Consider the following 20,830-nt stretch of genomic DNA (forward strand, 5'->3'; position numbering starts at 1 on the left):
CGGTGACGCTTGACTGACGTCACTTGTGACGTCATAGTGGAGTCATGGACCTGACGCCGTACCTCGAGACCCTCCGCGCCGACCTCGCGGCCGCCGCGGCGCCGGCCGGGCCGGAGACCATCCGCGCGGCCGAACTGCTCGGCCACTCGCTCGAGGCGTCGGCCCGGCTGGCGCTGCTGGAGGCACTCTCCGACGCCGCAGCCGAAATCACCACGCGGCTGCCCGAGTCGAGCGTGGAGGTGCGGCTGCGCGGCCGCGACGCCGACCTGGTGGTCACCCACCAGACGCCCGAACCGCCGGTGCCCCCGACACCCCCGGCGCCGCCCACGCCCCCGCCGCCGCCCGACAGCGGCGACCTGAGCCGGCTCACCCTGCGGATGCCCGAGTCGCTCAAGGCCCACGTCGAACAGACCGCCGCGGCCGAGGGCATCTCGGTCAACGCGTGGCTCGTGCGCGCGGTCACCCAGGCCGTCCACGCGCCGGCGCCCCCGGCCGCCGGCCGCAACCCGAAACGGGTCACCGGCTTCTTCCAGGCCTGACCCATCCCCTCTTGACTCTTCCCTCGGGTGAGGGACGAGCGTTTCCGCATGCCCTTCGCACCGCTTGGAGACCCCTCATGTTCGAGTTCGAGCACCCCGCCCCGGTCACGGTCACCCTGCGCGCCAACTCCGGCGTCGTGACCCTGCACGCCGAACAACGCGACACCGTGCAGGTCACGGTCGACGCCATGGACGACCGGGACAGCTCCCGCGAAGCCGCCGACAAGACCCGCGTCGTCCTCGACGGCGACACCCTGGTCATCGAGGTCCCCAACGACAACCGGATCTGGCGCCGCTCGGCCAAACTCGCCATCACGGCCCGGGTGCCGACCGGCAGCGGGCTGCACGGCAAGAGCGCCTCCGCCGACATCCAGGCCGCCGGCATCTGGTCCGACGTCAAACTCGACGTCGCCTCGGCCGACGTGGAACTCGCCGAAGCCACCGGCAACGTGTCGCTCGACTCGGCCAGCGGCGACCTCGGCGTGGGCCGGGCCGGCGGCCTGGTCAAGCTGGACACGGCCTCCGGCGACGTGCGGCTGCATGACGTCACCGGTGACGCCAAAGTGAAGTCGGCCAGCGGTGACGTGCGCGTCGGGTCGATCGGGGGAGCCCTGCGGGCCTCCACCGCCTCCGGCGACGTCGTCGTCGGGCGGCTCACCACCGGCCAGAACGAGATCAAGACCGCCTCGGGCGACGTGCAGGTCGGCATCGCCGCCGGCGCCGGCATCTGGCTCGACCTCGACACCGCCTCCGGCCGGACGACCAGCGACCTCACGCCGCAAGGGGACGCACCCTCCGGCGCCACCATCGAACTGCGGATCCGCACGGCCAGCGGCGACATCCACATCCACCGCGCCACCACCGAAGGGAAGACCCTCTGATGCTGCCCGACAACCACTACGAGATCGAGAACGCCGCCCGCCGCCGCCTGCACGGGGGCCGCCGCAAGCGAGCGGGCCGGTTCACCCCGCCGGAGTGGCCGGTGAGCCGCGGGCCGACACCCGACCCGCGCCGCGCGAACTGACCAGGCGCCCGGTGCGACACTTGACCGGTGCCGCGGGCCGGCCGGCGTCCGGTGTGACGCTTGACCGGTGCCGCGGGCCGGCCGGCGTCCGGTGTGACGCTTGATCCGCGCCGCGGGCTGGTCAGACGCCCGGTTTGACCAGGCCCGTCTCGTAGGCCAGGACCACGGCCTGGGTGCGGTCACGCAGCCGCAACTTGGTCAGCACGTGGCCCACATGAGTCTTGATCGTCGTCTCGCTCACCTGCAGCGCGGCGGCGATCTCGGCATTCGAATGGCCGCGGGCCACATGGATCAGCACCTCACGCTCGCGTTCGGTGAGTGTGTCCAGCTTGCCCGCGGCAGTCGTCTCCGGTGCGGGCAGGGCTTCCGCCACCCGCACGAGGATGCGGGCCAGCACCGGGGGAGCGATGACCGCGCCGCCCGCCGCCACCGCCCGCACAGCGGCCACCAACTCCTCGGCCGGAGCGTTCTTGAGCACGAAACCCGCGGCGCCGGCGCTGATCGCGGCCAGCACGTCCTCGTCGGTGCCCTGTTCGGTGAGCAGCAGAACCCGTACGGGCAGGCCGGTCGCGGCCACGGCGCGCGCGACACCCAGGCCGTCGACGCGGGGCAGCGCGAAGTCCGCGATCAGCACGTCGGGTAGCAGGCGGCGGGCCAGGTCGACCGTCTCGCCGCCGTCGCCGGTCTCACCCGCCACCACGATCTCCACCGGACCGTCACCGGCGGCGGGGGCTGCGGTCAAGATGGCGCGCAGCCCGGACCGCTGCATCGGCGCGGCGTCGGCGAGCAGCACGCGCAGCGGCCGCCGGTTGCGTACCGGGTCGCCGTGAGCGCGCGAGGGCGGCGAGTGCATGGCGGCACCCTACGTGGTCAGGCCAGGCGGTCGTCGTCGGCCGGACCGACCTGCAGCGGGACCACGGGGGCGGACGGGTAGGGCGGTGGGGTGCCGCCCTTGGCCGGGCACAGGGCCTGGTGGCTGCACCAGCCGCACAGGCGGCTCGGCTTGGGCGGGAAGAACTGGTCGCGTTTGGCCCGCTCGATCGCCTCGGACAGGGCGACCAGGGTGCGCTCGAAACGTTCCAGCTCCTCGGCGTCGGGGCTGTAGTCGCAGACCTCGGCGTCCTTCAGGTAGAGCAGGCGCAGCACCCGGGGGACGACGCCGCGGGTGCGCCACAGCACCAGCGCGTAGAACTTCAGCTGGAACAGGGCGCGGCCCTCGAAAGCCTCACGCGGGGCGCCACCGGTCTTGTAGTCGACCACGCGCAGGTCGCCGCCGGGGGCCACGTCGAGCCGGTCGATGTAGCCGCGGATCAGCAGCTCGTCGTCGACCAGGGTGGAGATCAGGGTTTCGCGTTCGGCGGGCTCGAGGCGGGTCGGATCCTCCACCGCGAAATAGCCGGGGAGCAGGGCCCGGGCGCCGGCCAGGAAGGCGGCCAGGCGGGCCGGCTCGTCGGCCGTGGCCGCGTCGAGATCCCCCGTGGCATCGGCCTCAGCGGCCACAGCCGCCGGATCAGCGAGGCGCGGCGAAGCGGCCCCGGCGCCGGGATCGGCGACAGCGCCGTGCGGCGAGGCAGCCCCGGAAGTGACGGCGGCGTCAGGCGCAGTGGCCCCGCCCAGCGGAAGCGCGACCCCGGCGTCGGCGGCCACCGGATCCAGAACGGCCGACGAGAGATCTATAACGGTCTGGCCGGGAATTTCAGAACTCGTGGCCACCGCGAAGATCTCGGCCAGCGAGGGCTCCCGCTCCAGCAGGCGCTCCCACGACGGCGCCACCAGGGCGGCCGCGGCCGCCGGCGTGCGCTCGGCCGCGGGCAGGTCGAACAGCGACTCCAGCACGGCGTGCACCAGAGTGCCCCGCACCTGGTCGGCGGAGGGCTGCTCGGGCAGCCGGTCGATCGTGCGGAAGCGGAACAGCAGCGGGCACGTCTTGAAGTCGGCCGCCCGCGACGGTGACAACGAGGGGCCGGCGTGCGGCGCCTGGACCTCGGCGGGTGAGGCGGGGGTGACCGTCATGCTGAGAAGGCTAGGGCAGAGGTATGACAAAAACGCTGAGAGGGGCTCTCAGGTCGCTTCCGTAGCATCGACGCCGTGGACGACAGCACGGCAGGCAGCAACGGGGCGCGGCAGCGGCGGCAGGCACGACGCGCCGGGCGGCCCGTGGGCCACGTGCTGGGCATCCCGATCTTCGTCAACGGGTCCATGGTGCTGCTGGCCGCCCTGGTCACCCTCGTCTACGGCAACTACGTGCGCGGCCGGCTCGATTTGCCGGGCCCCCTGGCTTACGTGGTGGGTTTCGGCTTCGTGGTCTGCCTGCTCGGCTCGGTGCTGCTGCACGAGCTGGGCCACGCGCTGACCGCCCGCCGCTTCCGGATCGGCATCCGGGGCATCACGCTGGAGTTGCTCGGCGGCTGGACCGAGATGGACCGGGACGCCCCCACCCCGCGCGTCGACGCCCTGGTCAGCCTGGCCGGCCCGGCGGTCTCGCTGGTGCTGGGCGGTCTGGCCACGGCGGCCTTCGTGGCGCTGCCCGACCGCACGATGGCCGGGCAGATCGCGTTCCAGCTGGCCGCCAGCAACATCCTGGTGGCGATCTTCAACGTGTTGCCGGGGTTGCCGCTCGACGGCGGGCGGGCGCTGCGAGCCGGCCTGTGGGCGATCTTCAAGGACCGCAACCGCGCCACCGAGCTGGCCGGCTGGGCGGGCCGGCTGATCGCCTTCGGCACCGGCATGACCGCGTTCTGGTTCTACCGGCTGGGCACGATCACGCTGCTCGGGCTGCTGTTCGTGCTGCTCGTCGTGTTCACCTTGTGGCAGGGGGCGGGCCAGTCGATCCGGCTGGCCCGGATGACCCGCCGGTTCCCCCTGGTCGACCTCAACCAGCTGGCCCGTCCGCTGCTCACCGTGCCCGCGGGCACCCCGCTGGGTGAGGCTCAGCGGCGCCGCTCGGAGGACCCGCGGCCCGGCGTGGTGCTGGCCGTGTCGGACTCGGCCGGTAATCTCACCGCACTGGTCGACCCGGTCGCCGCCGAGCGCGTGCCGGTCGACCGGCGCCCGTGGGTGGCCGTCGACAGCGTGGCCCGCTCGCGTGACGCGGTGCCCGCGCTGCCGCTCGGGCTCAGCGGTGAGCAGGTGGTGCGCGCGCTGCAGGCTCACCCCGCCGCGCAATACGTGGTCACCTCGGGCGAGGATGTGGTGGGAGTGCTGCGGGTGGGTGACGTCGCCCAGGTGCTCGAGCCCCGCCGCCCCGAACGCCCCGTGAAGCAGAAAGAGAAGTAGTGACCATTTCGCCTGCCACCGTCGTCGACGACTCGCAGCCCGCCCACCGCGGGCCGTTCCGGGCGGGTGACCGCGTCCAGCTCACCGACCCCAAGGGCCGGATGCACACGATCGTGCTGGAACCTGGCAAGTCGTTCCACACCCACCGAGGTGCGCTGGAGCACGACGCCCTGATCGGCCTGCCCGACGGCAGCGTCGTCACCTCCTCCGGCAGCACGGCCTACCTGGCCCTGCGGCCGCTGCTGAGCGACTACGTGCTGTCGATGCCGCGCGGCGCCCAGGTCATCTACCCCAAGGACGCGGCGCAGATCGTCGCCATGGGTGACATCTTCCCGGGGGCCAAGGTGCTCGAGGCCGGGGTCGGCTCGGGCGCGCTGACCTGCTCGCTGCTGCGCGCGGTGGGCACGAGCGGAGAGCTCCACTCGTACGAGCTGAGGGACGACTTCGCCGCGATCGCGCGCAAGAATGTCGAGTCGTTCTTCGGCGGCCCGCACCCGGCGTGGCACCTGCACTCCGGTGACGTGGCGAGCAACCCGGAGACCGGTTTCGACCGGATCGTCCTCGACATGCTGACCCCGTGGGAGGCCCTCGACATGGTCGAGAAGGCGCTCGTGCCGGGTGGGGTGTTCATCGGGTACGTGGCCACCACCCCGCAGCTCTCCGAGCTCGTGGAGGCCTTGCGCGAGCGCGGTGGCTGGACCGAGCCGCGGGCCTGGGAGTCGCTGGTGCGCGACTGGCACGCCGAGGGCCTGGCCGTCCGCCCCGACCACCGCATGATCGCGCACACGGCGTTCCTGGTCTCGGCGCGCAAGCTCGCGCCCGGGGTCACCGCGCCGCCGCGCCGCCGCAAGCCGAGCAAGGGCGCCGAGGCGTACGCGCTGCGCCGGGCCGCCCAGGCCGCGCTGGCCGCCGCGGCTGAGCCCACCGCGGCCGAGCCCGCCGCGGCCGAGCCCGCCGCAGAGATCGACGAAACACCGCGCGACCAGGGTCCCTCGCCGGAGATGTGACGCGGCGCGGCGCGGTCGGGTAGCTTCCTTTTCGGCAGTGGCACGGCTCGGGGAGGATCGGGTGGGCGCGATGAGTTCTCCGCCGTTCGGCGGCAGCAACGAGATGCCGGCGGTCTTCCCGGACTGGTCGCCCTACCAGGATCTCGACTCGGCCGCCCGCGCCTACCTGCGGGACCCCGAGGTGGCGCTGGACGCGCTGTTCGGGGTGCTGCGCGGCGCCTCGGTGCTCAGCTTCACCCTCGAGCGCTTCGTCAACGAGGTCAACGGCGTCTGGCAGGAGGTCGTCATCTGCGACGGCAGCCGCCTCGTGCTGTGGCACGGCGAGGACGTGGCGCCCGGTGACGGCCCGGTCGGCTCGATGACCTCGTCGCTGCGTGTGGTGCCGCTGTCCACGGTCACCGAGGTGGGCTGCCGGCGCCGGCTCACCCGCACCTCCAACGGTCAGGCCCGGGTCGACAGCATCGACGTCTACCTGCTGCTCAGCTCGGTCGACGACGCCGTGCCGCCGCCCGGCATGGATGAAGGTGAATCACGCGCCACCATCCGGCACGACGCGCTGCGCTTCGGCAAGACCCTCGACGACGGCGGGCCCGGCCAGATCGCCCGCCTGGAGGAGTTCTCCCGCGTCGTCGCGTCCCTGGTGGGGCGTCCGACACTCTAGGGGTCGTCCGCACCCCCTAAACGTTCGTTTCGGCCTTGTGACTTTTTTCCCGTTCCCACCCGGGCCATCGACGGGTTTGCGCGGCCCCGGAAGCCTTTCCCCGTACGGGCGCAACAGGCTCGCTCCGCGTGGCTGCGCAGCAGGTAGACGCCCGGATTGCCGTAAACCCGGCGCGGGCGCGAGGCAACCCGGCCGCCGGTACCGGAACGGGGAGACAAAGACCTTGCGGGCACCGGCCGAATGGATCAAGACTCGGTGACGAGGGTGTTGCATGGGTCGAAATCCGGCCCGCAGCGGCTAGTGTTATCCCAAGACGTTCGAGCCCCCGGGGAGGTGGGACGTGGCACGTAGCGACGAGGCGGATTCACGCGCCGCACGTTGGGAGAAAGAGGCCAACGATCTCTCCAGCCAGGTTGCGTTCCTGCAAGAGGAACTCGCCCTTGTTCGGCGGAAGTTGACCGAAAGCCCACGACACGTCCGGCAGCTCGAGGAACGGCTCGCGGCAACGCAGGCGCAGCTGGCCCGACTGACCGAGAACAACGACCGGCTCGTGGCGACCTTGAAGGAAGCCCGCGCCCAGATCGTCACTCTCAAGGAAGAGATTGACCGGCTCGCCCAGCCGCCCAGCGGTTACGGCGTTTTCCTGTCGGCCCACGAGGACGGCACGGTGGATGTCTTCACCGGCGGCCGCAAGCTCCGCGTGGCGGTCTCCCCGTCCCTCGAGGTCGAGGAGCTCCAGCGCGGGCAGGAGGTGCTGCTCAACGATGCGCTGAACGTGGTCGACGCGTTCGGCTTCGAGCGCACCGGTGAGGTGGTCACGCTCAAGGAGGTCCTCGCGGGCCCCGACGGCAAGCGCGGCGACCGGGCTCTGGTCGTCTCGCACGCCGACGAGGAGCGGATCGTCTCGCTGGCCGACTCGCTGGAGATCGACAAGCTCCGCGCGGGTGACTCGCTCATGATCGAGCCGCGGTCGGCCTACGCCTACGAGCGGATCCCCAAGAGCGAGGTCGAGGAGCTCGTGCTGGAGGAGGTGCCCGACGTCGACTACACCGACATCGGTGGCCTGCACTCCCAGATCGAGCAGATCCGCGACGCCGTGGAGCTGCCGTTCCTGCACGCCGACCTGTTCCGGGAGCACCAGCTGCGCCCGCCGAAGGGCATCCTGCTCTACGGCCCGCCCGGCTGCGGCAAGACCCTGATCGCCAAGGCGGTCGCCAACTCGCTGGCGAAGAAGATCGCCGAGCGGCGCGGCGAGGAGAAGCACACCAGCTACTTCCTCAACATCAAGGGTCCCGAGCTGCTCAACAAGTACGTGGGTGAGACCGAGCGGCACATCCGCCTGGTCTTTCAGCGGGCCCGGGAGAAGGCCGGCGAGGGCACGCCGGTCATCGTGTTCTTCGACGAGATGGACTCGATCTTCCGTACCCGTGGCTCCGGTGTCTCCAGCGACGTGGAGAACACGATCGTGCCCCAGCTCCTCAGCGAGATCGACGGCGTCGAGGGCCTGGAGAACGTGATCGTGATCGGCGCCTCGAACCGTGAGGACATGATCGACCCGGCCATCCTGCGCCCCGGCCGGCTCGACGTGAAGATCAAGATCGAGCGTCCGGACGCCGAGGCGGCCAAGGACATCTTCGGCAAGTACATCCTGCCCGGCCTGCCGCTCAGCCACGACGACCTGGCCGAGCACGGCAACAACGCCGACGTCACCGTGGCGGCGATGATCGACGCCGTGGTCATGCGGATGTACACGGAATCGGAGGAGAACCGGTTCCTGGAGGTCACCTACGCCAACGGTGACAAGGAAGTCCTGTACTTCAAGGACTTCAACTCCGGCGCCATGATCCAGAACATCGTGGACCGCGGCAAGAAGATGGCCATCAAGGAGTTCCTCACCAGCGGCAAGAAGGGGCTGCGCCTGCAGCACCTGCTCGACTCCTGCGTCGACGAGTTCCGCGAGAACGAGGACCTGCCCAACACGACCAACCCCGACGACTGGGCCCGGATCTCCGGCAAGAAGGGCGAGCGGATCGTCTACATCCGCACGCTCGTCTCCGGCGGCAAGGGCGCCGAAGCCGGCCGCTCCATCGAGACGGCCAGCAACACCGGTCAGTACCTGTAACGACGCTTTCCGACGCGGGCCGGGGGTTTCCCCCGGCCCGCGCTGTCGTTGCACCACCCATGAGACGCTTGGACTGGCTCGATGCCTTGCGGGGGCTGGCCGCGATCACCGTCGTGCTGTTCCACCTCAGCCCGCAACTGATCGGCGCCGAGGCCCACCTCGCGATCATGCGGCACATCGACCTCGGCAAAACCGCGGTGCTGCTGTTTTTCCTGGTCAGCGGGTACGTCATCCCGATGTCACTGGAACGGCACGGCTCGCTGCGCCGGTTCTGGATCGGGCGGCTGTTCCGGATCTACCCCGCCTACCTGATCACGATCGCCCTGTTCGCGCTGCTCGCCGCGGCCGGGCTGCTGCACTGGCAGGCGTCGCTGCGCGCCGAGACCGGCGCCGGCGTGCTCGCGCACCTGACGATGATGCCCGACCTGGTCGGCGTGCGCGGTGTCGTGCGGGTGTTCTGGACGCTGTCGTACGAGATGGTCTTCTACCTCGTCGTGACCGGGCTCTTCGCGTGGGGCGTCCACCGGCACAGCGCGTGGTACGCGGCGGTGCTCGCCCTGACGGCGTGGATCGTGCCGCTCCCGGACGCGCTGCTCGGAGGACACCCTCGTCTGCTCGCCGCCGTTCTGCTGCTGGGCCTGGCCACGACCCTCGTTCTGCTCTTCGCCCGGCACAGGAAAGCAGCGGGCCTGGCCGGGATCGCCTTCGTGCTCGTGCCGGCGCTCAACGGGCACCCCACGGCGGCCAGCACCGTGAAGTCGTCGCACCAGGCCCTGCTGCTTCTCGCCGTCATGTTCGCGGGCACAGTGGTCTACCGCTGGCACCACCGGCAGATCGGGCACGTGGCCGGCCCGGTCGCCCTCGCCGTGGTCGCCACGAGCGTCGTCGGTGCGCAATGGACACAGCGCAACTGGCTCGCCAACATGTTCGCGGTTGCGACGATTTTCCTTATCGCGTACGTATTCCGGCACCGCCCGATGCCGAAAACGCTCACATGGCTCGGCCGCATCAGCTACTCGCTGTACCTGCTGCACGTCGTCGTGCTCTTCCTTATGCCGCGAATCGTCCCGGATCTCGGGACGCAAAGCCTCCCCGTACGCGTGATTACCGGGCTCGCCTACCTCGCGACGGTCCTCACCCTCGCCTGGCTGTCGTACCGCATCGTGGAACGCCGGGGGCAGGAACTCGGCCGCCGGATCACCCGCAAGATCGACAACCGTCAGCCGTCACCACCCGAACCGGCAACCCAGCGTGCCGCGCCCGGCACGGGGCGGGGCGAGAACACGCGCGAGAGCGTCTAGGCTCGATACATGAGCAGCAGGGGCAGCGTGGCGGGCGGGATGGTCGCATGAGCGTTCGACGGATTATGGGCACCGAGGTCGAGTACGGCATCTCCGTTCCCGGCCAGCCCGGCGCCAACCCGATGGTGACATCGTCCCAGGTGGTCAACGCATACGGAGCCCGGCCCGAACTCAACCGCAACGGCCGCGCCCGGTGGGACTACGAAGAAGAATCCCCGCTGCGCGACGCACGCGGATTCACCTACAGCGGCGCCGCCTACGACCCGGCCGACGCCCTCGCCGACGAAGACCTCGGCCTGGCCAACGTGATACTGACCAACGGGGCCCGGCTCTACGTCGACCACGCCCACCCCGAATACAGCACCCCCGAATGCACCAACCCGCTCGACATCGTCAAATGGGACAAGGCCGGCGAACGCGTTATGGCTGAAGCCTCCCGGCGCGCCGCCACCATCCCCGGCACCCACCGCATCCAGCTCTACAAGAACAACACCGACAACAAGGGCGCCTCCTACGGGTCCCACGAGAACTACCTGATGAAACGGCAGACCCCGTTCGCCGACATCGTCGCCCACCTCACGCCGTTCTTCGTCACCCGGCAGATCTTCACCGGCGTCGGCCGCGTCGGCCTCGGCCAGGACGGCTCCGGCGCCGGCTTCCAGATCAGCTCCCGCGCCGACTTCTTCGAGGTCGAAGTCGGGCTCGAGACCACCCTCAAGCGGCCGATCATCAACACCCGCGACGAACCCCACGCCGACGCCGACAAATACCGCCGGCTCCACGTCATCATCGGCGACGCCAACCTCTCCGAGATCGCCACCTACCTCAAGATGGGCACCACCTCACTGGTGCTCAACATGATCGAGGAGAAGGTGTTCAGCGGCGACCTGGGCATCGCCGACCCCGTCAGCGAACTCAAAGCAGTCAGCCATGACCCCACGCTGCAACACCTCATCCGGCTGCGCGACGGCCGCAAACTCACCGCGCTCGACCTGCAATGGGCCTACTACGAGCGGGCCCGCGCCTTCGTCGACGAACGCGAAGGCGACGACGCCGACGAGCAGACCCGCGACGTGCTCGACCGCTGGGAAGACATCCTCGACAAACTCGGCCGCGACCCCATGGACTGCGCCGACACCCTCGACTGGGTGGCCAAACTGCGGCTGCTCGAGGGCTACCGCGAACGGGAGAACCTCGGCTGGTCCTCGCCCAAACTCCAGCTCGTCGACCTGCAGTACGCCGACGTGCGGCCCGAGAAGGGGCTCTACCACCGGCTCGTCGCGCGCGGCTCGATGAAGACGCTGCTCGACCCGGCGGACACGCAGCTCGCCATGTCGGAGCCGCCCGAGGACACCCGGGCCTACTTCCGGGGGCGCTGCCTCGCGCAGTACGCGTCCGAAGTGGTCGCGGCCAGCTGGGACTCGGTCATCTTCGACGTCGGGCGCGAGTCTCTCGTGCGGGTGCCGATGATGGAACCCGAGCGCGGCACCAAGAAGCACGTGGGCGCGCTGTTCGACAAGTGCGAGAGCGCGAAGGACCTTCTCGAAGTGATCACCAGCCGCTGAGAAACACCCGGACCGGCGGGGCGTTTTGTCACAGGGCCGAGGTAGATTTTTCTCAACCCGTAGTCGCTGGCTTCGGGTGGCGCAGAAGGGGGAAACCGATGGCAACTCGGGACACCGGCGGGCAGTCGCAGTCGGGCAAGGGCCGGCAGGACGAGCAAGTCGACGAGACCACCACTGAAGCCAACCCTGAGGTAGCCGAGCGGCACGCCGAAATCACCGAGGACGTGGACGACCTCCTGGACGAAATCGACTCGGTTCTCGAGGAGAACGCCGAGGAATTCGTGAGGGGATACGTCCAAAAAGGGGGGGAATAGGTGTAAATGTCCGATTTAGGGGAATCGGATACGATGCACTGCCCTCAGTGTCGCCGGACGTTGCCTGTGACCGAGTTTCACAGCAACGTTCGGCGTCCGGACGGTTTGGCTTTCTACTGCCGTGAATGCGCGGCTGAACGATCCGAAGCGAGCAGACGTAAGCGTGGGATCAAGCCGCAGAAGCGGTCGGCGGAGCCGGTGCCTCCCGGGTCGAAGTGGTGCCCGGACTGCGACACGATCAAGCGGCTGATTGAGTTCGCCCGGACCGCCGCCAAGAAGACCGGCTACCACTCGTATTGCCTGACCTGCCACACGGCCCGCGGCGTCGAATCAAAGAACAGGCTGTACGGCGGCACCCGTGAGTATCACCTGCGCCACCGCTATGGCATCGGGCAGGCTGACTTCGATGAGATGTTGTGGCGGCAGTTCGGGGTGTGTGCGATCTGCCATGCGCCCGACCCTCAACACGTTGACCACGATCATCGCACCGGCGAGGTGCGCGGGATATTGTGCTTCAACTGCAACGGCGGTCTGGGTCAGTTCAGGGACAACCTCGACTACCTGACCGGCGCGATCGAATACCTGAAGGGGACCACGTGCCAAAGGACTTTGATCCGTCCGGGCGTCTACCGGATTTCTTCGTCAACGCGGGAACGTCGTCCTTCACGCAGTTCCTGACCCACGTGTCTCCTGAGCTGCTTCCGGGCCGCCGCCCCCTGCCGCCGGGGTTGTCGGCCGACATCGCCCCGCACGCGACGACGATCGTGGCGATCGCCACCGCTGACGGTGTCGTGATGGGTGGCGACCGGCGGGCGACGATGGGCAATCTCATCGCCAGCCGCGACATCGAGAAGGTGCACCCGGCCGACTCCTATTCGCTGATCGGCATCGCGGGCACGGCCGGTATCGGTATCGAGCTGATGCGGCTGTTCCAGGTGGAGCTGGAGCACTACGAGAAGATCGAGGGCACGATGCTCTCGCTCGACGGTAAGGCGAACCGGCTGGCCGGCATGGTGCGGGGCAACCTCGGCGCGGCGATGCAGGGCCTGGCCGTGGTTCCGCTGTTCGCCGGTTTCGACTTGTCGCCGACCGACCCGTCCAAGATCGGGCGGATCTTCAGCTTCGACGTGGCGGGCGGGCTGTACGAGGAGACCGGGTACGACGCGATCGGCTCGGGTTCGCTGTTCGCCAAGTCGGCGTTGAAGAAGAAGTACCGGGTGGGGCTGAGCACCGACGAGGCGATCCGGTTCGCGGTGGAGGCGCTGTACGACGCGGCGGACGACGACACCGCGACGGGTGGCCCCGACCTGACCCGCAAGATCTTCCCGGTTGTGATGACGGCGACCGCCAGCGGTGTGCACCGGCTGACCGATGCCGAGATCACCGCGGTGGCCGAGCAGGTCGTGGCCGGGCGCATGGAAAATCCGGGCGGCTGAGTCCGGTTGTTGTTGGCAGCCGAATTCACCAGGGACGAGAGGGAGTAGCCACCCGTGGCCATGCAGTTCTACGCATCACCCGAGCAGGTCCAGCGGGACCGCTCGGAGTACGCCCGTAAGGGCATCGCCCGCGGCCGTTCCGCCGTGGTGCTCACGTACGAGGGCGGCATTCTGCTGGTCGCCGAGAACATCACGACGCTGCGCAAGATCAGCGAGATCTACGACAAGATCGGGTTCGCGGCGGTCGGGCGGTACAACGAGTTCGAGTCGTTGCGCCGGGCCGGCATCCGGATGGCCGACGTGAACGGTTACAGCTATGACCGGCGCGATGTGACGGGCCGGTTCCTGGCGAACGCGTACACGCAGACCTTGGGCGCGATCTTCACCGAGACCCAGAAGCCGTACGAGGTGGAGATTTGCATCGCCCAGGTGGGCGCGTCGCCCGAGACCGATGAGCTGTACCGGATCACGTACGACGGTTCGGTGATGGACGAGCCGGGGTTCATGGCGATGGGCGGGCAGGCCGAGGCGATCTCGACGGTGCTGCGGGAGCGTCACGACGGCGCGGCCGACCTGCCCACGGCGCTGCATCTGGCGGCCGAGGCGCTGGGCAGTGTGGGCGGCGAGAACGGCCAGGCCCGTACGCTCGACGCGAAGCAGCTCGAGGTGGCGGTGCTCGACCGGCGGCGCAAGGGCCGGGCGTTCCGGCGCATCCAGGGCGCGGCCCTGACGACGCTGCTGGAGGGCGAGAAGGACGTGCCGGAGAAGGAGCTGGGTGACGTGGACGCGGCCCCGCCGCCGCCCGCCACCGACAAGCCCACGGTGTCGGCCGCCTCGGAGGAGGAGCCGAATTCTCCGGAGAGCGCCGATCCGGCCGAGCCGGCTGACGGTGTCAACGGCGACGGTTCCTGAGTTCTGACCCCGGGGCGCGGCGCCGGCCGCGTCCCGGGAACGGGCTGCGTTCCTGAGGGCGTGCGGCTGGTCGCGTCCGGAGGAACGGGGCGCGTTCCTGTGAGCGGGGAACGGGTGCGTTATAGGGGTGGGGCGCCGACACTGACGGGGTGGACAGTGCGCGCACCATCGCCCTCGCTTCGTCGTGTGCTGCTTTCGTCGGTGTGCCCTGTCCCAGCTCAGGTCCAGCTTTTCGAGCGGCAGCGTGATCAGGGCGCGGGTGGTGATCTCGAGGCTGCCTGCGACGTGGTAGGTGTCGCCGGGCACGAAGGCGAGCCGCTTGTCGTAGGCGACCCCGCCGAGTTGTCGACACTGCCGGCCGGGGCCAGCTTGTCGAGCACCGTGACGTGAACGCCCTCGAGCCCCGGCAGACGGTCGGCCGGAACGGCCCGCACAAAGTGCGAACCCACGAAGCCGGCGCCGCCGGTGACAAGAACGTTCATCAGTAACGACTCTGCCAATGGGTGGCTTATGCGGCTAGTGTTTCGTCATGGAACGGCGAATTTTCGGCCTCGAGACCGAGTACGGAGTCACGTGTACTTACCGGGGGCAGCGGCGGCTGTCGCCGGACGAGGTGGCCCGCTACCTGTTCCGCCGAGTGGTGTCCTGGGGACGCAGCAGCAACGTCTTTCTCCGTAACGGCGCCCGCCTCTACCTCGACGTCGGTTCCCACCCCGAGTATGCGACGCCCGAATGCGACTCGGTCACCGATCTGGTCGCTCACGACCGGGCCGGGGAACGGATCCTGGAAGGCCTGCTCGTCGACGCCGAGAAACGGCTGCACGACGAGGGCATCGCAGGCGAGATCTACCTGTTCAAGAACAACACCGACTCGGCCGGCAACTCGTACGGGTGCCACGAGAACTACCTGGTGTCCCGGCACGGCGAGTTCGGCCGGCTCGCCGACGTCCTGATCCCGTTCCTCGTCACCCGTCAGCTGATCTGCGGCGCCGGCAAGGTGCTGCAGACGCCGCGCGGGGCGGTGTTCTGCCTGTCGCAGCGGGCCGAGCACATCTGGGAGGGCGTCTCCAGCGCGACGACGCGGTCCCGCCCGATCATCAACACGCGCGACGAGCCGCACGCGGACGCCGAGCGTTACCGCCGCCTGCACGTGATCGTCGGCGACTCGAACATGAACGAGGTGACGACGCTGCTCAAGGTGGGCAGCGCCGACATCGTCCTGCGCATGATCGAGGCCGGTGTCGTCATGCGGGACCTGTCGCTGGAGAACCCGATCCGGGCCATCCGCGAGGTCAGCCACGACATCACCGGCCGCCGCAAGATCCGCCTGGCCAACAACAAGGAGGTCAGCGCGCTCGAGATCCAGCAGGAATACCTCGCGAAGGCCACCGAGTTCGTCGAGCGCCGCGGCGGCGACCAGACCGCCAAGCGCGTCGTCGAACTGTGGGGCCGCGTGCTCAACGCGATCGAGAGCGGCGACCTCGACCCGGTGTCGCGCGAGATCGACTGGGTCTCGAAGTACAAGCTGATCGAGCGTTACCAAGCCAAGCACGAGATCCCGATGTCGCACCCGCGGGTCGCGCAGCTCGACCTGGCCTACCACGACGTGCGCCGGGGCCGCGGCCTCTACGCGCTCATGGAGAAGCGCAAGCAGGTCGACCGCATCTCCAACGACCTCGACATCTTCGAGGCCAAGGAGACGCCCCCGCAGACCACCCGGGCCCGGCTGCGCGGCGAGTTCATCCGCCACGCCCAGGAGAAGCGCCGCGACTTCACCGTCGACTGGGTGCACCTGAAGCTGAACGACCAGGCCCAGCGGACGGTGCTGTGCAAGGACCCGTTCCGCGCCTACGACGAGCGGGTGGAGCGGCTCATCGCCAGCATGTGAGCGGGCTTTAGGCTGGTCGGGTCATGAACAGACCCGACCAGCCATCCGGCCGCGCCGAGCGTCGCCGCGAACGCATCCGGGCCGAGATCCGGCGCAACCGCAACGGCGGTCATCGCGTGCCGACGTGGGTGCTGGCGGCGATTCTGGCCGTCGTCCTGGTGGGCTGGCTTCTTCTCGTCGTCACGTCATGACGTCAAAGACGCATGTCCTGGCGGGGTGGTGGGTGACGGACCGTCGCTCCCGCGGGGACCGCGACGCGATGAGCTGGCCGCTGGCGCGTCCAAAGCGCTCCTCGCGCCACGGCGACGTGCGTGAGTGGTTGCGCCCGGAAACCGGGTGTCAGCCCGCGGCGCGGCGGGCCTGCTCGAACGGGAGGCGGTCGAAGAGGAAGTGGCTGCGCGTGATTCTGCCGTTCGCGACCGTCACCAGTTCCGCGCCCGGCGCCGAGGGCACGAGCGCTGTCGCAGTGTCGTACATGATCAGGGCGGTGGTGTCGTCGCCGAACGCGCCGAGCACCGTCGTCGACTTCAGCATGGCGACGAACCCGGCCATGAAAGCCCGGTAGGCGGCCGCGCCCTCGATGCGGCCGGCCGGGGCGTCGCACACGACGTCGGCGGCGATGTAGGTCAGGGCGAGGTCGAGGTCGTGGCCGGCCCAGGCCTCGTGGTAGGCCAGGGCGGTCTTCAGGGCGATGCTCACGGTTTCTCCTTCGGTGCGGGTCTCGCTCGGGTGGACACCGTGGGGGACCGGATCGGAACGGCCGCGTGACACAATCCCGCGGGTGGAGGCGAGCGCGCTCGACCGGGCGCAGCGGGGCGACGCCGAGGCGTTCCGTGAGCTGACGCAGCCGCACGAGCGGGAGCTGCTGCTGCACTGCTACCGCATGCTGGGGTCGCTGGCCGACGCCGAGGATCTGCTGCAGGACACGCTGGTCGCCGCGTGGCAGGGCCTGCCCGGTTTCGAGCGGCGGGCCTCGCTGCGCACCTGGCTGTATCGCATCGCCACCAACCGGTGCCTCAACGCGCTGCGCGACGGGCGCCGCCGCCCGCGGGAGCCGGTGCCCCCGTTCCCGCCGCCCGCGCCGACCCGTCGGGGTGAGGTCACGTGGCTGCAGCCCTACCCGGACGCCCTGCTCGACGGTCTGCCCGCGAGCGCGCCCGGACCGGAGGCGCGGCTGGAGCTCAAGGAGTCGGTGGGGCTGGCGTTCGTGGCGGCCCTGCAGCGGATGCCGCCCCGGCAGGCGGCGACGCTGATCCTGCGCGACGTGCTCGGCTATTCGGGTGCGGAGACCGCTGAGCTGCTGGGCACGACCGAGACCGCGGTCAAAGGCGCCTTGCAGCGGGCGCGGGCCGCCACGCCCAGCCGACCGGCCGGCTCCCCGGAGGACGAGGTGGTCAGCCGCTTCGCCGACGCGTTCACCCGCGGCGACGTGGAGGCGGTGGTCGCGCTGCTCACCGACGACGTCTGGCTGAGCATGCCGCCCGCGCCGCACGAATATCACGGGCGGGAGGCCGTGCGGGAATTCCTGGCCCGCAGTTTCCGGCACGCGGCGGGGCGGGGGTTGACGCTGACCCGTGCGGACGCCAACGGCCAGCCCGCGTTCGTGGCCGACCTGGACGGCCCGGCCGGGATCATCGTGCTGACACCCCGGGGGGACCTGCTGGCGGCGATCGCCCGCTTTCACCTCCCGCCGAAGTGGGCGCGCAGCTTGAGCGCGTACGGCAACCGTTCGGCGGCGGGTACGAAGCCGGGCCGGGACGGCAGCGCGTAGAGGTTGTCGCCGGGATAGCGCGGGAAGACGTGCACATGGTAGTGCCAGGCGGTCTGGTGCCCGGCGGGTTCGTTGTGCTGGCGCACCGAGATGCCGTCGCAGCCGTACGTGTGCCGCATCGCCACCGCCACCTCCCGGACCAGGTCGTGCACCGCGTGCCCGCACGCGGAGGGCAGGTCGTACAGATTCTCGTGGTGGGCGTCGGCCACGACCAGCACGTTGCCCGGGTTGTGCGGCCACCACGACGGCGACACGAACGCCGTGGCCAGCGTGTTGCGCCGCACGATGTCGGCCTGCAGGTTGACCCCGGCCGGATCGTCCTCGCCCGCGACCAGGCGGCAGAACGGGCAGTCGTAGCCCTCAGGCTCATGATTGAACATGCGGGCCATTCAACAGCGGGGGCGGTCCTTCCGCCGCGGCCCTTGTGGTCAGCGGTCGATGGGCAGCTCCCGCCCGTCGTCGACGAACAGCCGGGCGCCGGGGGTGGTGGCGGCGGCCAGCCGGGCCAGGATGCGCCGGCCCAGGGCGGGGTGGCGGCCGTCCAGCGCACCGACCCTGAGCGCGAAGACCAGGTCGAAGGGTTTCTCGAAGCCGGCCAGCACGAAATCCTCGGCGGCAACCTGCCGCACGTTCATCCGCCCGGAGGCGATCTCGGCCCGCGAGCCCGCCGCGCACGTGGCGATCGCGTAGCCGGAGCGATCGGTGGCCAGGATGTGACCGGTGGTCAGGCGGGCGGCGACCAGCCGGGCCGCCACGCCGGGCCCGCAGCCGATCTCGAGCACGCGGAAGTGAGGCTCGAGCGGCAGAGCGTCGACGGCGGCGGCGATGCGAGGGGAGGCGGCGGTGGTCGGCACGCCCCGAACCATACCGGCGGGCGCGGCCCCGGCCCGGTTATCCACAATCCAGGGTTGTCCACAGGGGACCGCGCGTTGATCGGCCCGATCGGGCAGACTGACCGCCGTGGGTGGGAGCCCCCTGGGAGGGCGGGGACTCGGCTGGGAGTCGTCGTACTAGGGGCGCTGGCTTTGCAGTTCGGCGTCGATGGCGTCGGGCGCGCCGCCGAACTCGTCGGCTATTTCGCCGGCCACTTCGGGCTCGGTGTGCGTGGCGAGCCGGGCGTCGGCCGCGGTCAGCATGCGGTGGCCGGAGGCCAGCACGAGCACACCCAGCAGCACGGCCACGGCGCCGGCCAGGAACGGGACGTGGATGTTCCAGTGGTCGACCATCTTGCCCGCCACGAACGGGGCCAGGCCGCCGCCGATGAAGCGGACGAAGCCGTACGTGGCTGAGGCGATCGGGCGGTCGACCGGTGACACCAGCATGACGGCCTGGGTGGTCAGGGTGTTGTTGATGCCGACGGTGATGCCGCTGAGGACGACGCAGGTGATCAGGGCCCAGCGCACGTCGGTGAACAGGCCGATGAGCAGCAGCAGGACGGCGAACGTGCCGAGCGCGCCGTAGAGGGCGGGTGCAGTGCCGAAGCGGGCCTGCAGCAGGGGAGCGCCGGTGATGGAGAAGACGGCGACGAGCAGTCCCCAGCCGAAGAACACGAAGCCGAGCTGGATGGCCGACAGTTCCATCGGGTAGGGCGCGTAGCCCAGCATGGTGAAGAAGCCCCAGTTGTAGAACAGGGCGGCGATGCACATGGTGAGCAGCGGGCGATGCCGCAGCGCGAGCAGGGGCTCGGCCAGGCTGATCTTGCGGGGTGGCGGGGGTGTCTTGTCGAGCAGCGTGACGGTGGCGATCAGCGCGACGGCCATCAGGGCGGCGACGCCGAAGAAGGGGCCGCGCCAGCTGATGTCGCCGAGCAGGCCGCCGATCAGCGGGCCGGCCGCGATGCCCAGGCCCAGTGCGGCCTCGTAGAGCACGATCGCGCCGGCGAAGCCGCCGGAGGCGGACGCCACGATGACGGCCAGGGAGGTGGCGATGAACATGGCGTTGCCGAGGCCCCAGCCGGCCCGGAAGCCGACGATGCCGCCGATCGAGCCGGACAGGCCGGCCAGCGCGCTGAACACGACGATCACGGCCAGGCCGGTGATCAGGGTGCGTTTGGGGCCGATGCGGCTGGACACCCAGTTGACGCCGAGCATGGCCACCGCGGTGACCACCAGGTAGCTCGTGAACAGCAGGCTGACCTGACTCGGCGTGGCGTTCAGCTGTTCGGAGAGGGCGGGCAGGATCGGGTCGACCAGGCCGATGCCCATGAAGCTGACGACGCAGGCGAAGGCGACCGCGAAGACCGCCTTGGGTTGCTGGAGAAGAGTGGATCGCACCCCAGAAGCATAAGCCTCTTATGTATTGCTTGCGAGCCGCACAGGTGTGACGGTGGTCGGCATGACCGACATCATTGCCCCGGCGATCAGTGACTACCTGCTCGAGCACTGCACCCCGGCCGACGACGTGCTACGTGACCTGGCCGCGGAGACCCGCACCGCCCTGCCCGGCCAGGCCGGCATGCAGATCTCGCACGACGAGGGCGAACTGCTGACCATGCTCGTACGGCTCACCGGCGCCCGGCGGGCGGTCGAGATCGGCGTTTTCACCGGCTACTCGTCGATCTGCATCGCGCGCGGCCTGCCCAAGGACGGCCGGCTGCTCGCCTTCGACGTGTCGGAGGAGTTCACCAGCGTGGCCCGCCGCTACTGGGCCCGGGCCGGTGTCGACGACCGGATCGAGCTCACCCTCGGCCCCGCCCTCGAGTCGATCAGGAAGCTCGACGCCGATCCGGTGATCGACTTCGCGTTCGTCGACGCGGACAAGACCGGCTACCCGGCCTACTACGCCGAGCTCGTGCCGCGGATGCGCCCGGGCGGCCTGATCGTGGTCGACAACGTGCTGCGCGACGGCCGGGTGCTCGACCCCGGCAACGACAGCGACCGGGCCGTGCGCGACCTCAACGACCAGATCGTGGGCGACGACCGCGTCGAGTCGGTCATGCTTCCCGTACGGGACGGGGTGACGCTCGTGCGCAAGCGGGGTTAGCAACCGGTTCGCAACCCGCGGGGACCTCGGAA

The 20,830-nt window shown here is 70.0% G+C and carries 23 protein-coding genes; 17 read left to right on the forward strand and 6 right to left on the reverse strand.

The window, feature by feature from the left end; genetic code table 11:
* The first annotated feature begins 44 nt into the window (after positions 1-44).
* From BKA14_RS04850 to BKA14_RS04860, 3 genes are all read left to right on the forward strand, one after another.
* A complete protein-coding gene (locus tag BKA14_RS04850) occupies positions 45-539 on the forward strand; it encodes a toxin-antitoxin system HicB family antitoxin (RefSeq protein ID WP_184949732.1) in 495 nt (164 codons plus the stop codon).
* A gap of 77 nt (positions 540-616) precedes the next feature.
* The gene (locus BKA14_RS04855; RefSeq protein ID WP_184949733.1) at positions 617-1,420 is read left to right on the forward strand and encodes a DUF4097 family beta strand repeat-containing protein; all 804 of its coding nucleotides are present in this window, start codon (positions 617-619) and stop codon (positions 1,418-1,420) included.
* Entirely contained in the window at positions 1,420-1,563 is a 144-nt protein-coding gene (locus BKA14_RS04860; protein ID WP_184949734.1) for a hypothetical protein, read from the forward strand. Before BKA14_RS04855 ends, BKA14_RS04860 begins: the two co-directional genes overlap by 1 nt.
* 121 nt (positions 1,564-1,684) lie before the next feature.
* Here BKA14_RS04860 and BKA14_RS04865 read toward each other — a convergent pair whose 3' ends face one another.
* Positions 1,685-2,416, reverse strand: a complete 732-nt coding sequence (locus BKA14_RS04865; RefSeq protein WP_184949735.1) for a LuxR C-terminal-related transcriptional regulator — start codon at positions 2,414-2,416, stop codon at positions 1,685-1,687.
* Between the two features lie 17 nt (positions 2,417-2,433).
* Positions 2,434-3,576 (reverse strand): RecB family exonuclease, encoded by a 1,143-nt coding sequence (locus BKA14_RS04870; protein WP_184949736.1) that lies wholly within the window; start codon positions 3,574-3,576, stop codon positions 2,434-2,436.
* A 153-nt stretch (positions 3,577-3,729) separates the two neighbouring features.
* Between BKA14_RS04870 and BKA14_RS04875 the strand changes: the two genes are divergently transcribed.
* From BKA14_RS04875 to BKA14_RS04930, 12 genes are all read left to right on the forward strand, one after another.
* On the forward strand, positions 3,730-4,839 hold the full coding sequence (locus BKA14_RS04875) for a site-2 protease family protein (protein ID WP_184956557.1): 1,110 nt from the start codon (positions 3,730-3,732) through the stop codon (positions 4,837-4,839).
* The gene (locus tag BKA14_RS04880) at positions 4,839-5,846 is read left to right on the forward strand and encodes a tRNA (adenine-N1)-methyltransferase (protein WP_438861869.1); all 1,008 of its coding nucleotides are present in this window, start codon (positions 4,839-4,841) and stop codon (positions 5,844-5,846) included. Before BKA14_RS04875 ends, BKA14_RS04880 begins: the two co-directional genes overlap by 1 nt.
* A gap of 70 nt (positions 5,847-5,916) precedes the next feature.
* A complete protein-coding gene (locus BKA14_RS04885) occupies positions 5,917-6,507 on the forward strand; it encodes a hypothetical protein (RefSeq protein WP_166661368.1) in 591 nt (196 codons plus the stop codon).
* Between the two features lie 340 nt (positions 6,508-6,847).
* A complete protein-coding gene (gene arc / locus BKA14_RS04890; RefSeq protein ID WP_184949737.1) occupies positions 6,848-8,629 on the forward strand; it encodes a proteasome ATPase in 1,782 nt (593 codons plus the stop codon).
* Between the two features lie 59 nt (positions 8,630-8,688).
* On the forward strand, positions 8,689-9,930 hold the full coding sequence (locus BKA14_RS04895) for an acyltransferase family protein (RefSeq protein WP_184949738.1): 1,242 nt from the start codon (positions 8,689-8,691) through the stop codon (positions 9,928-9,930).
* Positions 9,931-9,977: 47 nt separating this feature from the next.
* Entirely contained in the window at positions 9,978-11,495 is a 1,518-nt protein-coding gene (dop, locus tag BKA14_RS04900) for a depupylase/deamidase Dop (RefSeq protein WP_369076711.1), read from the forward strand.
* A gap of 98 nt (positions 11,496-11,593) precedes the next feature.
* Entirely contained in the window at positions 11,594-11,809 is a 216-nt protein-coding gene (locus BKA14_RS04905) for a ubiquitin-like protein Pup (protein WP_133877412.1), read from the forward strand.
* Positions 11,810-11,875: 66 nt separating this feature from the next.
* On the forward strand, positions 11,876-12,487 hold the full coding sequence (locus BKA14_RS43570; RefSeq protein WP_239092490.1) for an endonuclease VII domain-containing protein: 612 nt from the start codon (positions 11,876-11,878) through the stop codon (positions 12,485-12,487).
* On the forward strand, positions 12,406-13,245 hold the full coding sequence (gene prcB / locus BKA14_RS04915; protein ID WP_184949740.1) for a proteasome subunit beta: 840 nt from the start codon (positions 12,406-12,408) through the stop codon (positions 13,243-13,245). Before BKA14_RS43570 ends, prcB begins: the two co-directional genes overlap by 82 nt.
* 54 nt (positions 13,246-13,299) lie before the next feature.
* Positions 13,300-14,157: a proteasome subunit alpha gene (gene prcA, locus BKA14_RS04920; RefSeq protein ID WP_184949741.1), complete on the forward strand. Its 858-nt coding sequence runs from the start codon at positions 13,300-13,302 to the stop codon at positions 14,155-14,157.
* 529 nt (positions 14,158-14,686) lie between these two features.
* Positions 14,687-16,045: a Pup--protein ligase gene (gene pafA, locus BKA14_RS04925; protein ID WP_184949742.1), complete on the forward strand. Its 1,359-nt coding sequence runs from the start codon at positions 14,687-14,689 to the stop codon at positions 16,043-16,045.
* 23 nt (positions 16,046-16,068) lie between these two features.
* Positions 16,069-16,236 (forward strand): hypothetical protein, encoded by a 168-nt coding sequence (locus tag BKA14_RS04930; protein ID WP_184949743.1) that lies wholly within the window; start codon positions 16,069-16,071, stop codon positions 16,234-16,236.
* 148 nt (positions 16,237-16,384) lie between these two features.
* On the opposite strand, the gene BKA14_RS04935 is transcribed toward BKA14_RS04930, so the two are convergent.
* Entirely contained in the window at positions 16,385-16,744 is a 360-nt protein-coding gene (locus tag BKA14_RS04935) for a nuclear transport factor 2 family protein (RefSeq protein ID WP_184949744.1), read from the reverse strand.
* Between the two features lie 82 nt (positions 16,745-16,826).
* On the opposite strand from BKA14_RS04935, the gene BKA14_RS04940 reads away from it, so the two are divergent.
* Positions 16,827-17,816 carry an RNA polymerase subunit sigma-70 gene (locus tag BKA14_RS04940; RefSeq protein WP_239092489.1) on the forward strand — a complete coding sequence of 330 codons (990 nt, stop codon included), beginning with the start codon at positions 16,827-16,829 and terminating at the stop codon, positions 17,814-17,816.
* Here the strand turns inward: BKA14_RS04940 and BKA14_RS04945 are convergent.
* The 3 genes from BKA14_RS04945 to BKA14_RS44910 form a co-directional block, all read right to left on the reverse strand.
* Entirely contained in the window at positions 17,726-18,196 is a 471-nt protein-coding gene (locus BKA14_RS04945; RefSeq protein ID WP_184949746.1) for an HIT family protein, read from the reverse strand. The two genes, BKA14_RS04940 and BKA14_RS04945, sit on opposite strands and share 91 nt — an antisense overlap.
* Before the next feature lie 48 nt (positions 18,197-18,244).
* Positions 18,245-18,670 carry a class I SAM-dependent methyltransferase gene (locus tag BKA14_RS04950; protein WP_239092488.1) on the reverse strand — a complete coding sequence of 142 codons (426 nt, stop codon included), beginning with the start codon at positions 18,668-18,670 and terminating at the stop codon, positions 18,245-18,247.
* A gap of 156 nt (positions 18,671-18,826) precedes the next feature.
* On the reverse strand, positions 18,827-20,089 hold the full coding sequence (locus tag BKA14_RS44910) for an MFS transporter (protein ID WP_239092487.1): 1,263 nt from the start codon (positions 20,087-20,089) through the stop codon (positions 18,827-18,829).
* Between the two features lie 61 nt (positions 20,090-20,150).
* Between BKA14_RS44910 and BKA14_RS04960 the strand changes: the two genes are divergently transcribed.
* On the forward strand, positions 20,151-20,798 hold the full coding sequence (locus BKA14_RS04960) for an O-methyltransferase (RefSeq protein ID WP_184949747.1): 648 nt from the start codon (positions 20,151-20,153) through the stop codon (positions 20,796-20,798).
* Positions 20,799-20,830 lie beyond the last annotated feature (32 nt).

It is taken from the genome of Paractinoplanes abujensis, assembly GCF_014204895.1.
GTDB classification, from domain to species: domain Bacteria; phylum Actinomycetota; class Actinomycetes; order Mycobacteriales; family Micromonosporaceae; genus Actinoplanes; species Actinoplanes abujensis.